Origin of the sequence: Dyella sp. LX-66 (assembly GCF_018599165.1) — a bacterium.
Taxonomy (GTDB): Bacteria; Pseudomonadota; Gammaproteobacteria; order Xanthomonadales; family Rhodanobacteraceae; genus Dyella_D; species Dyella_D marensis.
Genome location: NZ_JAHFVJ010000009.1, coordinates 114,453 through 131,590 on the forward strand (window position 1 = coordinate 114,453; position 17,138 = coordinate 131,590).

General features: G+C 66.2%; 13 protein-coding genes. 5 read left to right on the forward strand and 8 right to left on the reverse strand.

What is annotated here, in order from left to right; translation table 11 throughout:
- Positions 1 to 6: 6 nt before the first annotated feature.
- Both KK141_RS17105 and KK141_RS17110 read left to right on the forward strand, forming a co-directional pair.
- A complete protein-coding gene (locus tag KK141_RS17105; protein WP_214571193.1) occupies positions 7 to 1,104 on the forward strand; it encodes a nucleotidyltransferase domain-containing protein in 1,098 nt (365 codons plus the stop codon).
- On the forward strand, positions 1,104 to 1,865 hold the full coding sequence (locus tag KK141_RS17110; RefSeq protein ID WP_214571194.1) for a nucleotidyltransferase domain-containing protein: 762 nt from the start codon (positions 1,104 to 1,106) through the stop codon (positions 1,863 to 1,865). The genes KK141_RS17105 and KK141_RS17110 overlap by 1 nt, the downstream gene beginning before the upstream one ends.
- Here KK141_RS17110 and rtcA read toward each other — a convergent pair.
- The 3 genes from rtcA to KK141_RS17125 form a co-directional block, all read right to left on the reverse strand.
- Positions 1,855 to 2,868, reverse strand: coding sequence for an RNA 3'-terminal phosphate cyclase (rtcA, locus tag KK141_RS17115; protein ID WP_214571195.1), 1,014 nt, complete (start codon positions 2,866 to 2,868; stop codon positions 1,855 to 1,857). The genes KK141_RS17110 and rtcA overlap by 11 nt on opposite strands.
- Positions 2,869 to 2,882: 14 nt before the next feature.
- Entirely contained in the window at positions 2,883 to 4,103 is a 1,221-nt protein-coding gene (locus tag KK141_RS17120) for an RtcB family protein (RefSeq protein ID WP_214571196.1), read from the reverse strand.
- Positions 4,104 to 4,551: 448 nt separating this feature from the next.
- Positions 4,552 to 6,102: a TROVE domain-containing protein gene (locus KK141_RS17125; protein WP_214571197.1), complete on the reverse strand. Its 1,551-nt coding sequence runs from the start codon at positions 6,100 to 6,102 to the stop codon at positions 4,552 to 4,554.
- Positions 6,103 to 6,269: 167 nt separating this feature from the next.
- Between KK141_RS17125 and rtcR the strand changes: the two genes are divergently transcribed.
- On the forward strand, positions 6,270 to 7,892 hold the full coding sequence (rtcR, locus tag KK141_RS17130) for an RNA repair transcriptional activator RtcR (protein WP_214571198.1): 1,623 nt from the start codon (positions 6,270 to 6,272) through the stop codon (positions 7,890 to 7,892).
- A 131-nt stretch (positions 7,893 to 8,023) separates the two neighbouring features.
- Here the strand turns inward: rtcR and KK141_RS17135 are convergent, their stop codons facing one another.
- The gene (locus KK141_RS17135) at positions 8,024 to 10,576 is read right to left on the reverse strand and encodes a DNA translocase FtsK 4TM domain-containing protein (protein WP_214571199.1); all 2,553 of its coding nucleotides are present in this window, start codon (positions 10,574 to 10,576) and stop codon (positions 8,024 to 8,026) included.
- Between the two features lie 216 nt (positions 10,577 to 10,792).
- Between KK141_RS17135 and dinD the strand changes: the two genes are divergently transcribed.
- A complete protein-coding gene (dinD, locus tag KK141_RS17140) occupies positions 10,793 to 11,641 on the forward strand; it encodes a DNA damage-inducible protein D (protein WP_214571200.1) in 849 nt (282 codons plus the stop codon).
- A gap of 20 nt (positions 11,642 to 11,661) precedes the next feature.
- Here the strand turns inward: dinD and mnmE are convergent, their stop codons facing one another.
- From mnmE to rpmH, 4 genes are all read right to left on the reverse strand, one after another.
- On the reverse strand, positions 11,662 to 13,005 hold the full coding sequence (mnmE, locus tag KK141_RS17145) for a tRNA uridine-5-carboxymethylaminomethyl(34) synthesis GTPase MnmE (RefSeq protein ID WP_214571201.1): 1,344 nt from the start codon (positions 13,003 to 13,005) through the stop codon (positions 11,662 to 11,664).
- A 60-nt stretch (positions 13,006 to 13,065) separates the two neighbouring features.
- Entirely contained in the window at positions 13,066 to 14,790 is a 1,725-nt protein-coding gene (gene yidC, locus KK141_RS17150) for a membrane protein insertase YidC (RefSeq protein ID WP_214571202.1), read from the reverse strand.
- A 96-nt stretch (positions 14,791 to 14,886) separates the two neighbouring features.
- Positions 14,887 to 15,264 carry a ribonuclease P protein component gene (gene rnpA, locus KK141_RS17155; protein ID WP_214571203.1) on the reverse strand — a complete coding sequence of 126 codons (378 nt, stop codon included), beginning with the start codon at positions 15,262 to 15,264 and terminating at the stop codon, positions 14,887 to 14,889.
- 12 nt (positions 15,265 to 15,276) lie between these two features.
- The gene (gene rpmH / locus KK141_RS17160) at positions 15,277 to 15,414 is read right to left on the reverse strand and encodes a 50S ribosomal protein L34 (RefSeq protein ID WP_019464789.1); all 138 of its coding nucleotides are present in this window, start codon (positions 15,412 to 15,414) and stop codon (positions 15,277 to 15,279) included.
- 205 nt (positions 15,415 to 15,619) lie between these two features.
- Between rpmH and dnaA the strand changes: the two genes are divergently transcribed.
- Complete coding sequence (gene dnaA / locus KK141_RS17165; protein WP_214571204.1) at positions 15,620 to 16,975, forward strand: chromosomal replication initiator protein DnaA; 1,356 nt, start codon at positions 15,620 to 15,622, stop codon at positions 16,973 to 16,975.
- Positions 16,976 to 17,138 lie beyond the last annotated feature (163 nt).

Sequence of the window (17,138 nt, forward strand, 5' to 3'; positions counted from 1 at the left end):
GTTGCCATGATCACGCTGGAAACACTGCGCGCCCACGCCACGCCTGCCCTGCTGTTCGAATGCATCGCGGGCAGCCACGCCTACGGCACCGCCACGGCGGAAAGCGACCAGGATCTGCGCGGCATCTATGCGATGCCGGCCGCGGCGTATCTGGGCCTGGAAGTACCTGCGGCGCAGATCGCCGACGCGCGCAACGACATCGTCTACTACGGCTTGCGGCGTGTGATCGAGCTGCTCTCGGCCGCCAACCCCAATGTGCTGGAGCTGCTGTTCATGCCGCCGGATACCGTGCGCTTGAGCAGCCCGGAAATGGACCAGCTGGTGGCACGGCGTTCGCTGTTCCTCGCCAAGCCTTGCGTGCAAAGCCATATCGGCTATGCGCTCACGCAGATCCGCAAGGCGCGTGGCCAGAACAAATGGATCAACCAGCCGCGGCCGGAAGCGCCACCGGTGAAAGAAGACTATTGCCACGTCATTCCGCGCGAGCGGCTGGTCCCGGGCGACGCGGCACCGTGCCGTCCACTGCCGCTGAAGACGCTGGGCTGGAACCTCGACGAGTTCCACGCGGCCAGCCTGGAACACGCACGCGACGGCTATAGGCTCTACCGCTACGGCCACGACTCGCGCGGTGTGTTCCGCGACGGCATGCTGGTGTGCGAATCCATTCCGCTGGAAGAAGAACCCGATCGCTTCGCCGGCCTGCTGTTCTACAACGAGCAGGCCTGGAAGCAGGCCATGGCCGACCACCAGAACTACTGGACCTGGCGCCGCGAGCGCAACGAAGCGCGCTGGCGGCAGCAGGAGAGCGGCGAGCTGGACTACGACGCCAAGAACATGATGCACACTATGCGCCTGCTGCTTTCCGGCGAATCCATCGTGCGCCACGGGCGGCCGATCGTGCGCTTCGAGGGCGAGCAGCGTTCGCTGCTGCTCGACATCCGCGCCGGGCGTTTCAGCTACGACGAACTGATCGACATGGCCCAGGACATCGCCGCCCGCTGCGAGCGCGAGACCGCGACCAGCAGCTTGCCCGACACCATCGATGCCGACGCAGCCAATGTTCTGCTGCGCGAACTCACCGCCCATTGGGAGCAACGCCAGTGATGGATGCAGCCATCCAGTCTGCCATCGACGCGATCGAGCGCGATCACGGCGTGCGCGTCCTCTATGCCGCCGAGTCCGGCAGCCGCGCCTGGGGCTTCGCCTCGCCGGACAGCGACTACGACGTGCGCTTTGTCTATGTGCATGCGCCGGACTGGTATCTGAAGGTATTCGAACAGCGCGACGTGATCGAACGCATGCTGCCCGGCGATCTCGACGTCAGCGGCTGGGAGCTGCGCAAGGCGCTGCGGCTGATGGCCAAGTGCAACCTCGCCCTGAACGAATGGTTCGACTCGCCCATCGTCTACCGTGCCGACGAAGCCTTTGCGGAGCAGGTGCGCCAGCTCATCGGACGCCACTTCCAGCCGGCGCGCGCACTGTTCCATTACCTCAGCATGGCGACGACCACGCACGACGAGCATTTGTCCGGCGACAGCGTACGCCTGAAGAAGCTGTTCTATTTCCTGCGCCCGATCCTGGCCTGCCGCTGGATCGAGCACGCGCGCACACAGCCGCCGACCCGCTTCGCGCAGCTGCTGGCGGCACCGTGGGTCAGCGATGAGGAGCGTGGCTGGATCGCCGAACTCGAAGCACGCAAGGCGCTGGCCAGCGAAGGCGACCGCGAACCGCTTTCCGCCGCGCTGCGGCCATGGATGCGCCAGCAGCTGGATCGCTTCGCGGCGATCGGTCCAGGCCTCGCCGGCAAGACCGATATCGACGAAGCCGCGCTCGACACCACGCTGCAGCGCTGGGTCAGCGGCTGACGGCAACCCGCCAGCGGTCCTTGTCCAGTTCCTCGAAGTCGATCTGCACCGGCAGGAATTTCTCGATCAGCGCGGCGTTGCTGCGCGCGTGGTCGGTGGGTTGCTGCGTGGTGAAGCTGCCTTCGCCGGCGAGGGCCAACGGGAGCAGCAGCTGGTCGGCGAGGTAGGGGCCGACCGCCGTGCCGCTGTCCAGGTACGCGCGGGCTTCGGCGCAGGCCTGTTCGGCCACGCGCTCGGACGACACGCCGCGCTCGCCGAAGGCGGCGAACAACTCGCACACGTGCTCGCTGTCGACGCGCACCATCAAGGCATTGCCGGGACCGGGCGAATGGATCGCCTGGCGGATATGGCGGTGCTCGTCCGCCACGCCGAGCAGGCGGCGCACTGCGTCGAGTTCGCGCTCGCCGACGCGGCCGGGGATGGAGGACATCAGCGCTGTCGCGGACAGTTCCTGTTGCGCGCCGCGCTCCGGCAGGTGCAACGGCTTGGGCGCCTCGCTCGCGTCGATATCGATCTTCAATGCGCCACCGCCTGCCGGAAAAAATCCATGGCGCTCTAACGCGAACGAAGCACGCAAGCCCATGCGCTGCATCAGCGGCAGAAAACTATGCTCCAGAAAATCCGCACTCGGCGCGAGCGGATTGTGCGTGCCGCCTTCGAGGCGCAGGCTCGCCGGCACGCCGGCCAGCCATAGCGCGGGCAGCACCGTCTGCAGCACCAGCGTGGTGGAACCCGCCGTGCCGATCGGCCAGTGATAATCGCCGCCGCGTACCGGACCCGGCACGAATTCCAGCGTCGCCGATCCCGGCGCATCGCCGCTCACCTGCGCGCCACCGATCTCCCGCGCCGCCTGCACGGCGGTCAGATGCTGGCGCATCAGCCCCGGGCGCGAGCGTTTCGCACGGATGCGTTCCATGCGAAACGGCTCGCCGGTGCAGAGACTGAGCGCCAGGGCGGTGCGCAGAAGCTGCCCACCGCCGGCCTGTCCATCGATTTCAAACATCGTGTTTCCTTCTCTCAACCCTTGACGCAAACCACCTGGCGCAGCGTATGCACGATCTCGACCAGGTCGCGCTGCGCTTCCATCACCGCATCGATCGACTTGTACGCGGCCGGCGACTCGTCGATCACCTCCGCGTCCTTGCGGCATTCCACATGCGCGGTCGCCTCGCGATGCTGCTCGAGCGTGATCAGCTTGCGCGCGGCGGTACGGCTCATCACGCGGCCGGCGCCGTGGCTGCAGCTATGGAAGCTCTGCTCGTTACCCAGGCCGCGCACGATAAAGCTCTTCGCGCCCATGCTGCCGGGAATGATGCCGAGCTCGCCGCGCTTCGCGCTTACCGCACCCTTGCGGGTCACCAGCACGTCCTTGCCGAGATGATGTTCGCGGCTTACGTAGTTATGGTGACAGTTCACCGCCTCGGCCTGCGCCTCGAACGGCTTCGAGATCACCTTGCGCACCGCTTCCACCACATGCCGCATCATGATCGCGCGATTGGCACGGGCGAAATGCTGGGCCCAGTCCACCGCGAACACGTAGTCGGCGAAATGCTCGCTGCCTTCCGGCAGGTACGCGAGATCCTGGTCGGGCAGGTTGATCATCCAGCGGCGCATGTCCTGCTTGGCCAGCTCGATAAAGTACGAGCCGATCGCATTACCCACGCCGCGCGAACCGGAGTGCAGCATGAACCACACGCGCTGCTCCTCGTCCAGGCATACCTCGACGAAGTGGTTACCCGTACCGAGCGTACCCAGATGGCTGAGGTGATTCACGCGCTCCAGCTTCGGATGCTTCTCTACGATGCGCTTGAAGTCCTCGTGCAACGTGCTCCAGCCCTCCAGCGCGGCCTGCGGCGGGTTTTCCCACGCGCCCTTGTCGCGGCGGCCCGGCGTACGGCCATGCGGCACGGCGGTTTCGATCGCCGTACGCACGCCCTGGAGATTTTCCGGCAGGTCGCTCGCGGTCAGCGTGGTGCGCGCGGCGATCATGCCGCAGCCGATATCCACGCCCACCGCGGCCGGCACGATCGCGCCGACGGTCGGTACCACCGAGCCGACGGTCGCGCCCTTGCCCAGGTGCACGTCCGGCATCACGGCCACCCAGCCGTGGATGAAGGGCAGGCGAGCGATATTGATCAGCTGCTCGCGCGCCTCGTCTTCCAGCGGCACGCCGCGCGTCCACAGCTTGATCGGCGCCGCGCCCGGGAGATTGATCACATCGTAGTTGCGGTTTTCCATGGCCTCGTTTCCTTTGCCCGGGCTGTTGCGCCGCCGGGTCGGCGTGTCTCGAAAAGGTGCGGCGACAAAGTGGGTGAACCGTCCTGCTCTACCGCTGAGCTACGCCACCATAGATGCGGTGGCGGCGGGACTCGAACCCGCGACCCGGAGCTTATGAAGCTAGTAGGTACACCGGCATTCGCCGCGGTGAAAAAGTGCGCATGGGGCAGCGACAAACAGATGACGAACCGGCTTGGGATAGTAGGTCCGCCGGCATTCGCTGCGCCGTGCGCTTGCGGCGACGAAAGTGATGAAAGCATCCCGCTTGCGCGGGCCGGGATTTGAACCCGTCGCCCGAAGGCTTTTCCAAGTAGCTTTCATCGGCATTCGCCGCATACTCAAAAGTATGTCCTTCCCTGGCCCCGGCAGGCCCATTCCTGCCGGGGTACTACGCTGCCATCCGTGGCGATCACAACTCCATGGCCTGGATGCGTTCCACCCAATGGCCCGCATGCTTGCCCTGCGCGATGCCCGCGACCAGCTCGAACACCGCATCGCTGAAGCCGCCGATATGGAACACGTCCGGCGCTTCCTTCGCCTGGCTGGTTCCGTAAGGCTGCAGGTCGATGCACACCAGCCCCGCGTTCGGGTTGCGCGCCTTCAGCGCCGCCCACTGGCGCATCGTTTCGGTACCGCCGCCCTGGCGCGTATCCAGCCAGCTCTGGTTGTCCGACACGATCACCACCAGGTCGGGCGTGGCGCGCTCCTTGTTGAGCAGCGCCAGCGGCGCGCTTACGCAGGTGCCGCCGCCGACCATCCGGGCGATGTCGCGTGCCTGGCTCATCACGCTGTCGCGCGGGTTGAGCCGCAGCTCGCGCACCGCTTCGGCGAACGGCAGGATCCGCGTCGATTCATGGCGCCGACGGAAGCAGGCCGCGATCAGCGCCGCCACTTCCACACACGTCGCCACGCTGGTGGCGCCACGGCGATAACCGGTAACCGGCGACTGCATCGAACCGGATACGTCGATCGCCAGCACCACCTTGCCGGACAAACGCGGCACCGCCGCGGTCGCCAGTTCCATCGCGTCCTGCAACGCCTCCGTGATCCGCTCGGGCATCCGTGCCGATGCCGCGCGGTAGGCCACCATCAACTGGTACGGGAACACCCGCGCCCGCTTGATCGCCTCGCGCTGGCGCAAGCGCGCCGCCACCTGCTTGATCATCGCTGCGTCCTCGAACACGCCCTTGCGCAAGAAGGTGTTGAGGTTCATGCGCGTGGCCTGCCACGAGCTGCGCGCCGCGATCTGCTTCCAATGGCGCGCTTCCAGCGGTAGCGCCGTGAGGTACTGGAACGGCAGGTCCGGCGCCGCGCCGCGCGGATCGGCCTTGAAGGCTTCGTACGCCTGCACCATCGCGGGCAGCGCTTCGGCCTTGTACGGCTTGTCCAGCAGCCATGCATACAGCGCTTCGCGGGACGCATCGAGCGGACGCGGATGCACCATCCGCACGATGTCCGCCAGCGAAGGACGCTCGCCGATCGCCGCCGACATCAGCTGCTCGGTGGTGGCGCGGTCCAGCCATTCGCGCACCAGGCGCTTGGGGCGGGTACCGAGCGACTTGCGGCCAAGCTCGCCGCTGCGAAGCATCTGCACGAAGTTGCGCAGCATGCGGCCGTTGTCGATCACGCGGTGGAAGATCTTCTCCGCCAGCGCGCCATCGCGGCTGGCCAGGTAAGCCACCAGCAGGGCTGGCATGTCCTTCATATGCGCATGGCGGCGGGCGTACAGGGCGGTGCGGGCCACGAACGCCGGCTCCACCGCCGCGCACAACGCCAGCACCTGGTCCAGCTGCTGCTGGGCATCGGCATAGAAGGTGCTGTTGAGGCAGCCGGTCGCGGCGTACAGCGCGAGGGCGGCTTCGGGCGAGCGCTGGCAGGCGGCGCCGCCGGCCTCGTTGGCCGTATCGGCCTTGGGCACCCGAGGACCGCGATGGCTTTGGAAGAGTTGAAGGTTCGGCATGGCTGTTTCTCCGTTTGCATGAAGAGAGCAGCAAGCGTGCCAAGTCGCCTTTGAATTCGTAGCTATATGTTTTTTATGGAAAACATGGTCAGCGCGCCATGTTGTGATGACGCCAGGCTTCCTCATTTCATATATTTGGATATCTGTATTTATCTTTGGCTATAGGCATGAAGCCCCAGGTCGTCATCGGATTCCTCGGTACCCAGCTCGATGCCGGCCAGGGCGCCGGCCGCTGGGAGAAATGGCGACCCACCGTGGCGCTGGGCATGCACGAGGATTTCCTGGTGCACCGCCTGGAACTGCTGGTGGATCTGCGCCGCTATGGCGACGTGGCGCGCCAGGTGCAGCAGGACCTGGCCCAGGTCTCGCCGGAAACCGAGGTGCGCCTGCACGACACCTACCTGGCCGACCCCTGGGATTTCGAGTCGATGTACGGCGTGCTGCACGACTTCGCCAAGGGCTACGCCTTCGATACCGAGCGCGAGGACTATCTCGTGCACATCACCACCGGCACCCACGTCGCGCAGATCTGCCTGTTCCTGCTGACCGAGAGCCGCCGCCTGCCCGCGCGCCTGCTGCAGCTGTCGCCGCCGCGCAAGCAGCAGGTGGGCCCGAACGGTGGTTCGATCAGCCTGATCGACCTGGACCTGTCGCGCTACGACCGCCTGGCGCAGCGCTTCGAACGCGAGCAGGAAGACGACCGCACGCATCTGAAAAGCGGCATCGCCACGCGCAACGCCGCGTTCAACCGCATGATCGAGCAGATCGAGATCGTGGGCAGCCGCTCCGTCGCGCCGATCCTGCTGATGGGTCCGACCGGCGCGGGCAAGAGCCAGCTGGCGCGGCGCCTGTTCGAGCTGAAGAAGGCACGGCATGAATTGAGCGGGCGCTTCGTCGAGGTCAACTGCGCCACCTTGCGCGGCGATGGCGCGATGAGTGCGTTGTTCGGCCACGTCAAAGGCGCCTACACCGGCGCGGTGGGCGAACGCGCCGGCCTGCTGCGCAGCGCGCATCAAGGCCTGCTGTTCCTCGACGAAATCGGCGAGCTCGGCGCGGACGAGCAGGCCATGCTGCTGCGCGCGCTGGAGGATCGGCGCTTTCTGCCGGTGGGCGGCGACAAGGAAGTGGAAAGCGATTTCCAGCTGATCGCCGGCACCAACCGCGATCTGGGCCGCCGCGTGGCGGAAGGGCGGTTTCGCGACGACCTTTATGCGCGGCTCAATATCTGGAGCTTCCATCTGCCCGGGCTGGCAGAACGCCTGGAAGACATCGAGCCGAACCTCGACTACGAACTGGATCGTCACGCGCAGCTCGGCCATCGGGTGACGTTCAATCGCGAGGCGCGCGAGCGCTATCTGCGTTTCGCGCAATCCGCCGAAGCCACCTGGCACGGCAACTTCCGCGACCTCGGCGCTTCGCTGACGCGCATGGCGACGCTGGCGCCGGCCGGCCGCATCACGGTCGACGTGGTGGATGAAGAACTGCAGCGCTTACGCAGACTATGGCGCCGCGACGAACAGCCCGACCTGCTACGCGAATGGCTCGGCGCCGAACTCGATGCGCTGGACCTGTTCGACCAGCTGCAGCTGCGCGAGGTGGTGCGCCTGTGCCGCCGCTGCCGCAGTCTTTCGGAAGCAGGCCGCCAGCTGTTCGCCGCTTCGCGCAGCAAGCGCACCAGTACGAACGATGCGGATCGGCTGCGCAAATACCTTGGGCGTTTTGGCTTGAGCTGGGAAATCGTGTCAGGCGAGCCGAGCTCCCTCTCCCCTGCGGGGAGAGGGTTGGGGTGAGGGGCCGGGCGGAGCGGTGAGCGGACGGTCGTTGCAAGCTAAAGAGTTTTTCTTCGATTCTTGGAAAGACTGTCGCTAGGGTGGCCCCTCATCTGCCTGCCGGCATCTTCTCCCCGGAGGGGAGAAGAGCTTCATTCGGATGGCGCCGGTGCCAATACATCGCGCTGTCCATTGATCCCCATCGGCGACACCAGTCCTGCCGCCTCCATCGCCTCGACCAGGCGCGCCGCACGGTTGTAGCCGATGCGGAACTGCCGCTGCACGAACGAGATCGACGCGCGACGCGTACGCAGCACGAATGCCGCGGCCTCGTCGTAGAGCGGATCGAGCTCGGCATCCGCGCCTTCTTCGGAAAACAGCTCGCCGTTGCCGCCTTCGCCGGGCGGGCCGGCAAGAATCTCGTTCTTGTAGTCCGGCTCGCCATACTGCTTAAGGTGCGCCACTACGCGATGCACTTCCTCGTCGGCGACGAACGCGCCGTGAATGCGCTGCGGATAACCGGTGCCCGGCGGCAGGAACAGCATGTCGCCCTGGCCGAGCAGGCTCTCGGCACCCATCTGGTCGAGGATCGTGCGCGAGTCGATCTTCGAGGAGACCTGGAAGGCCACGCGGGTGGGGATGTTGGCCTTGATCAGGCCGGTGATCACATCCACCGACGGACGCTGCGTGGCCAGGATCAGATGGATGCCGGCGGCGCGCGCCTTCTGCGCCAGGCGCGCGATCAGTTCCTCGATCTTCTTGCCGGCCACCATCATCAGGTCGGCCAGCTCGTCGATCACCACCACGATCATCGGCAGCGTATCGAGCGTCTCGGGGATTTCCGGATGCGCGGGGAAGGGGTTGAGCAATGGCCGGCCGGCGGCGCGGGCTTCGCGCACCTTGTGGTTATAGCCGGCAAGATTGCGCACGCGCAGGTCGGACATCACGCGGTAGCGGTTTTCCATCTCGCCCACGCACCAGGCCAGCGCATTGGCGGCGAGCTTCATGTCGGTGACCACCGGCGCGAGCAGATGCGGGATGCCTTCGTAGACCGACAGCTCCAGCATCTTCGGGTCGATCATGATCAGGCGCACCTCGTCCGGCGTGGCCTTGTACAGCATCGACAGGATCATGGCGTTCACCGCCACCGACTTGCCGGAACCGGTGGTGCCGGCCACCAGCATGTGCGGCGCGCGCGCCAGGTCCGCCACCACCGGCTCGCCGGTAATGCCCTTGCCCATGGCCAGGGTGAGCAGCGAATCGGAGCCGCGGTATTCGCGCGAATCGAGGATCTCCGACAGCGCGATCATCTGGCGTTGCTCGTTCGGCAGCTCCAGACCCATGCAGGTTTTTCCGGGGATCGTCTCGACCACGCGGATCGACGTGCGGCCGAGGCCGCGGGCGAGGTCCTTCATCAGCGCGACGATCTGATTGCCGCGCACGCCGACGGCGGGTTCGACTTCGAAGCGGGTGATGACGGGGCCGGCGGAGGCGCCGACCACGCTGACCGGCACCTTGAATTCGCGCAGGCGCTGTTCGATCAGTTCGCCGGTTTCGGCGAGCTGGGTTTCGCTGACAGAGGCGGAACCCGGCGGCGGCGGGGCGAGCAGGGACAGCGGCGGGACCAGCACGTTCGTGCGTGGTCGCGATGGGATCGGCGTAGGCGCAGGAGCCGCGGGGGCCGGCTCGTCGTCGTTGGCGGCGAAGCGGCGGGACGATGCTGGTGCGGTACGGGAGACCTGCGGCGCCGGGGTGAAGTCGGGCGCGTCTTCCGTGGTGTCCGTCGCTATGGATTCGATCGGCGCGTATTCGACGGGTGCGGATTCGACGATGGCGGGTTGCGCGATCGCAGGCTCAATCGCAGGCATGGCCACAACGGCCAGGGTTTCGATCTCCATCGGAGCATATGCGCGCACCTGTGCATCGATATCCGTCGCCGCAGCTTGAACGTGCGCACGCGCAGGCGGCTCGTTCGTCGAAGCACGTTCGGCGGCAGCCGCCATCGCCGCGGCGATACGTCCGGTCGATACCCGCGGCGCCGAAACCGGCGCGACGCGGGGCTGCTTCCATGGCTCGCGGATCACCGGTTCGGGCGCGGATGTTTTCGTGCGCTGCGTATCCGCACTGGAGAATGCAGGGGAAGCTGCGACGCGCTCCATCGCCGGCGCAGGCGGATGGGCAGGCGCAGCAGCCGGACGCCGTGCCGCATGCTGCGCCTGTCGGCGTGCTGCCGTAGCCGCGCCGGCGCGGCGTACGGCACCGCGTTGCCGGCGCGCCGGGAAGCGAACGCCGCGCGATGCGAGCAGCCGCTCGATCGCGCCAGCGAAGCCATCGACCTTCGAGGAAGTCCCCGCGAACAGCGCGCGCCACGACAAGCCGGGATACCAGCGCAGAGCGACTGCGAGCATCGCCAGCATCAGCAGCGAGGTGACCGTCGCGCCGAAAACGGAGGCGAAGCCGCCGGCCAGCGCACGGCACACCACGCCACCGGCCGCCGGATCGTCCGTGTAATGCGCGACGACCAGGCCTTCGAGCGTAGCGCTCGACAGCAAGACCAGCAGCCCGCCTAACGCATAGCGAATCGTGCCCTCACCACCCACCGGCAGCTTGCGGCCTTTGGCGACGAGGGCGCGCAATCCGCGCCAGAGCAGTGGAATCAACCAGAGAGTGGACAGCCCGAAGGCGCCGAAAAAGAAAGTGAGCATGCCTGCGTTTCGACCGGAACAGCGCCCCGCAAACTCAGCATGTTAGCGCCAAGGCGTCATCCGCTGTACTAGAAGATGCGATAAGCGTTTGTTGTATCGGGCGCCACGCCATAGGGAGAGGTCCTACTGTGGCGCCTTTTGCGGGTTGCTGGCGCGGGTCATTGATTACTATCCAGCCAGACGGGCGCAATGCTGCCGTATGACGAGGAACTCTCCATGGCACTTCCCGCGGGATCGAAACAGGGCAAGACCTTTGAAGAGATACGCCACGTCGCCGAAGACGGTGCCGAATATTGGCGAGCCCGCGAGCTGGCGGTGGTTCTGGAGTACTCGCAGTACCGCAACTTCCAGCCGGTGATCGAGCGGGCGATAGAAGCTTGCAGAAACAGCGGCTTGAGTCCCAGGGACCATTTTGCGCAAATCCACACAATGGTCGACATCGGCTCCGGTGGGCAGCGCCGGGTCGAGGACTGGAAGCTCTCGCGCTATGCCTGCTATCTGATCGTCCAGAACGGCGATCCCTCCAAGCCTTTGATCGCGCAGGGTCAGACCTATTTCGCCGTGCAGGCCAGGCTCCAGGAGGTAGCGGATTCCGAGCAGTTCGAGCGCCTGAGCGAAGAAGACCGGCGGCTGATGCTGCGTTCGGAGATGACGCATCACAACCGGGCTCTCGTGGCTGCGGCCAGGGGAGCCGGCGTGGCGACGGCGCTCGACTACGCCATCTTCCAGGACCACGGCTACAAGGGCCTGTACGGCGGACTGGGTGCCAAGGACATCCATCAGCACAAGCGACTGAAGAAGAGTCAGAAAATCCTGGACCATATGGGCAGCACCGAGCTGGCGGCGAATCTCTTTCGAGCCACGCAGGCCGAAGAGAAGATTCGGCGAGATCGGATTCAAGGCAAGACACAGGCTAACCAGGCTCACCACGATGTCGGGCGGAAGGTAAGGAAGACCATCAAGGAGCTCGGCGGCACGATGCCCGAGAAGTTGCCGGTCCCCGACAAAGGGATTCCTCAGCTCGAACGGGAGCGGGCCAAGCGTCTAAAGAAGAAGGGCGACTAGCGTTCGCCCACCGTTCGTTATCACTTGCCGATACAGAACGAACTGAAGATCGCCCCCAGCAGGTCGTCGCTGCTGTAGGTGCCGGTGATTTCGCCCAGCGCATGCTGCGCGTGGCGCAGTTCTTCCGCGGCCAGTTCGCCCGCGTGCACGTCGAGCAGTACTGATGCGGTGCGGTCGAGATGTTCGGCGATGACTTCCAGCGCGAGGACGTGGCGGCGGCGGGCGCTGAAGGCGCCTTCGCCGCTGCCTACGCCGGCGAGGCGCTTGAGGTGGTCGCGCAGTACGTCGAGGCCTTCGCCGGATTTGGCTGAAGCCCAGAGCCACCACACGTCGGCGCGCGTTTCGCTGTGCGAAGGACGGCGATCCAGGTCGATCTTGTTCACCAGCACGATACGTTCGACATCGGCCTGCACGTCGGCGAACAGCTGCTGGTCCGCGTCGGCGCCGGCGGCATCGGTGACGAGCAGGGCGACGTCGGCGCGCGTGAGTTCGTGGCGTGCGCGGCGGACGCCTTCGCGTTCTACCGGATCGTCCGTTTCGCGCAGGCCGGCCGTGTCGACCAGCTCCAACGCGACGCCGTCGAGATCGAGGTTTTCGCGCAGCACATCGCGCGTGGTGCCGGCGATGTCGGTGACGATGGCGCGGTCGCTGCCGGCCAGCGCGTTGAGCAGGCTGGACTTGCCGGCATTCGGGCGGCCGATGATGGCCACGCGCAGGCCGTCGGTGAGGCGTACGCCGCGCTGGGTTTCGCGCAGCAGCTCGGCCAGTTGTTCGCGCAGGGCCTGCAGCTGGCGGGCGATCGCGGGGTCGGCGAGGAAGTCGATTTCCTCTTCGGGGAAATCGATCGCGGCTTCGATATGCACGCGCAGCAGGATCAGCGCCTGCAGCAGCTCGTCGACGCGGCGCGAGAACACGCCTTCCATCGAACGCAGCGCCGCGCGCGCGCCGGCTTGCGAACCGGCGGCGATCAGGTCCGCGACCGCCTCGGCCTGCGCGAGATCGAGCTTGCCGTTGAGAAAAGCGCGCTCGGTGAATTCACCGGGACGGGCCAGGCGTGCACCGAGTTCGCAGACGCGGCGCAGCAATGCGTCGAGCAGCACGGCGTTGCCGTGGCCCTGCAGTTCCAGCACGTGTTCGCCGGTGTAGGAGGCGGGGGCGGGGAAGTACAGCAGCAGGCCACGATCGATCAGTTCGCCGTTCGCATCGTGGAAAGCGGCGAAGTGCGCGTGGCGCGGCACGGCTTCGCGGCCCAGCAGCGTTTGTGCGATCGCCGGCACTGCCGGACCCGATACACGCAGCACACCGACACCTGCGGCTCCGGCTGCGCTGGCGATGGCGGCGATGGTGTCGGCGGTGTGGCTCATGCCCGGAAGATTATCGCCGCCGCCTAAGGAAAAGGCCGCTTGCGCGGCCTTTTCTTCTCATCAGGCGGTCTTGGCCTTGTGGTCGGCCCGGTCCACCTGGCGGGTGATGAACCACTGCTGCGCCAGGCTGGTCGCGCCGTTGATCACCCAGTAGAGCACCAGGCCGGACGGGAAGAAGGCGAACAGCACCGCGAACAGGATCGGCATTACCTTCATCATCTTGGCCTGGGCCGGATCCATGCCGGTGGTGGGCGTGAGCCACTGCGTGGCCAGCATCACCAGGACGTAGATCGCCGGCAGCACGAAGAACGGATCGGGCGCGGACAGGTCGTGGATCCAGCCGAAGAACGGCGCCTGGCGCAGCTCCACGCTTTCCATCAGCACGCGGTACAGGCCCAGGAACACCGGGAAGGTGACCAGGATCGGCAGGCAGCCGGCCATGGGGTTCACCTTCTCCTTCTTGTACAGCTCCATCATGGCCTGCTGCATCTTCATCTTGTCGTCGCCATAGCGCTCCTTGAGCGCGGTGACGCGAGGCTGCAGCTTGCGCATGCGCGCACCGGAGCGGAACTGGGCGGCGGTGAGCTTCCACAGCGCGGCCTTCAGCAGCAGCACCAGCAGGATGATCGCCACGCCCCAGTTGCCGCTGATCGCGTGCAGCTGCGACAGCAGCCAGTGCAGCGGCTGCGAGATGACGGTGAGCCAGCCGTAATTGGTGGACAGCTCCAGGCCCGGCGCGATCGCATCCAGCGTGCCCTGCAGCTTCGGACCCAGGTACAGGCGCGAAACGGCGGTGGCGCTCTGGCCCGGTGCGACGCTGATCGAAGGGCCGACGGTGCGGATCAGGTAGTACGGCTGCGCCGTATCCGGATTGACGATGCTGGTGGAGTAACCGTTCGCTTCCTGCGCCGGCGGAATCCACGCGACCACGAAGTAGTGCTGCAGCATTGCGGCCCAGCCGCCGGTGATGGCGCGGGCGAGCGGCTTCTTCTGGAAGTCGGTGAAGGGCAGGGTTTCGAACTTGTCCTGCGGGCTGTACCAGCCGGCGCCGAAGAAGCTGTGCGCGGCAGGGTCGGTGTAGTTCTGCAGCCAGGTGCGGTTGTTGACCTGGCCGGCGCGCTGCAGCTGCTCGTAGGCGTTGCCTTGCCACGCTACCGACGCGCCGTTGTCGATCTTCTGCTGCATCGAGACGTCGTAGCTACCGCGCTTGAGCGTGTAGCTCTTGGTGACCTTGAGGCCGGCGGCGTCCTGCCAGGTGAGATCCACCTTCAGTTCGTTCTGGCCTTCGGCGAGCTGGTAGGCGGTCTGCGCGCTGTCGAACACCGACAGATGCGTCGGCGCCACCGGCGCACCATTGCCCTGCGCGCTGGCCAGGCCGCTCTGCGCCACGAAGAAATGCTCGGACTGCTCATCGAGCAGGCGCACCGGCGCGGGGCTCGGGTCTTTCTTGGTGACCGGCACCGACGGGTAGTGCAGCAGCTCGGAACGCACCACGCTGCCGCCGCGGGTGTCCACCGTAAGGCGCAGCACGTCGGTGGTGATGGTGATCAGCTGGGCCTTGGCGTCGGTCGCGCTGCCGCCGTTGGCGGGTACTGCCGCGGCGCCGGTGCTGGAGCTGGCGGCGGGCACGTTGCCGCCGTTGTCGGCGGAAGGCACCGCGGCGCTGCTGGCGCTCGCCACCGGCGTGGGGGCCGGCTTGGGGCTGTAGTCCTTGTCCCAGGCCATCCACAGCAGATACGCCACGGCGAGCAGGGCAAAGGTGAGGAACGTGCGCGTTTGATTCATCGCGTGACAGATCCGGTGAGCGCCGCGGCTCCGAGCCGCGGAGAGGAAGGCGGGAAAAGGGTCAACGCGCGATTGTGCCGGCCGCGTGGCCCGGCATCAATGCGAGCCGGCCTTGGATATGGGCACGGATCGCTGCGAAACCAGCTTCCTCCACAGCTGGTCGATCTCGGCCAGCAGTTCGGGACCGGGCAGGCCGCTGGCCTGGTCGCGCGCCATCACCAGCAGGTCGACGGCCGGAAGCTGGGTGCGGATGCGCCGGAAGGATTCGCGCACCAGGCGCTTGATGCGATTGCGCTCGACGGCACGCTTGGACACGCGCTTGGAAATGGCCAGCCCGAGGCGGGGCTCGCCGAGTCCGTTGTCCCTGTAGCGCACAGAAAAACAGCGGCCGCCGAGGCGGCCGCTGGCATGGCGCATCGCTGCGAAGTCACCGGCGCGACGGATCCGCGACTCGCGCGGCAGTCCGGCACGCATCGGGGCCTCCGCTTACGGGATCAGGCGCTTGCGGCCCTTGGCACGACGGGCGTTCAGGATCTTGCGACCGTCGGCCGTGGCCATGCGGGCACGAAAGCCGTGCGTGCGGGCGCGCTTGAGCTTGCTGGGCTGGAAGGTCCGCTTCGACATGGCTTCCTCCTCGTTGGTATGTGGATAAAAAGGTTGGAAATTATGCCGCGCGCTTGCGGGCCCTGTCAAACCCCCGCTGCAACGGGGGTTTGCGTATCCTGTGGATAATTGTGTGGATAGGCCCTGGCCGAGAACCGGCAAGCTGCTGTTAGACTTTCCGGTCCACCCCGCGCGCAAGCGCCCCTGCTGTGGTTGAAGAATACCCATGAGTGATCTGTGGCGGCGCTGTCTCGAGCGTCTCGAAGGCGAATTGAGCGCCGAGGACGTGCACACCTGGCTGATGCCGCTGCAGGCTCGCGACGACACCATGGGTCTGCAGCTGTTCGCGCCCAATCCCTACACCCTGGACACCGTGCGCGAGCGCTATCTGCCGCGCATCGAAGCCATGCTCGCCCAGCTCACCGGGCACGAACTTTCCGTGCGCCTGGAAGTGGGTTCGAGCGCCGCGCGCGTGCCGCAGCGTCCGGCTTCGTCGGTGGCGCGTCCCGCGCCGGCGCCGGCCGTGGCCGAACCTACGCCGACGCAGCCGCCCGCACCCTTCAGCCATAACCTGGACCCGCACTACACCTTCGAAACCTTCGTCGAAGGCAAGTCCAACCAGTTGGGCAAGGCCGCCGCGATGCAGGTGGCGATGAATCCGGGCCGCGCCTACAACCCGTTGCTGCTGTACGGCGGCACCGGCCTGGGTAAGACCCATTTGATGCATGCCGCCGGCAACCTGATGCGCGAGCGCAATCCGGACTTCAAGGTGCTGTACCTGCGTTCGGAGCAGTTCGTAGGCGCCATGATCGAAGCGCTGCGCACCAAGAGCATGGACGAGTTCAAGCGCCGCTTCCGCTCGGTCGACGCGCTGCTGATCGACGACATCCAGTTCTTCGCCGGCAAGGACACGACGCAGGAAGAGTTCTTCCACACCTTCAACGCGCTGTTCGAATCCAAGCAGCAGATCATCCTGACCTGCGACCGGTACCCGAAGGAAGTGGACAAGCTGGAGCCGCGGCTGAAGTCGCGCCTGGGCTGGGGCCTGTCGGTGGCGATCGAGCCGCCGGATTTCGAAACGCGCGCGGCGATCCTGCTGGCCAAGGCGCACGAGAAGGGCGTGGCGGTGACGGAGAACGTGGCGATGCTGCTGGCCAAGCGTATCCGCTCCAACGTGCGCGACCTCGAAGGCGCGCTCAACACGCTGGCCGCGCGCGCCAACTTCTACGGCAAGCCGATCACCACCGAGTTCGCCGAGGAGACGCTGCGCGACCTGCTGGCCACGCATGCGCAGGCGGTGACCGTGCCGAACATCCAGAAGCAGGTGGCCGACTACTACCAGGTGCGCCTGCAGGACCTGCTGTCCAAGCGCCGCGTGCGTTCGCTGGCGCGGCCGCGGCAGTTCGCGATGGCGCTGTCCAAGGAACTGACCGAGCACAGCCTGCCGGAGATCGGCGAGGCGTTCGGCGGGCGCGATCACACCACCGTGCTGCATGCCTGCCGCACCATCAAGAAGCTGTGCGAGACCGATACGCGCATGCGCCAGGACTGGGAACAGCTGATCCGCATCCTCACCGGTTGAGGTATTCGGTGCGCGAAATCGGCACCGGTGGGGATAAGCGCTTGAAAAGGGATGGTAGAAGCTGTGGATAATAGGTGGACGTTTGAGGGCTCCCCAGTTATCCACAAGCGACCCACATGCTGCGGGCCCGTTCAAGCACACCGTCTTGTTTGTTTAAGCTTTT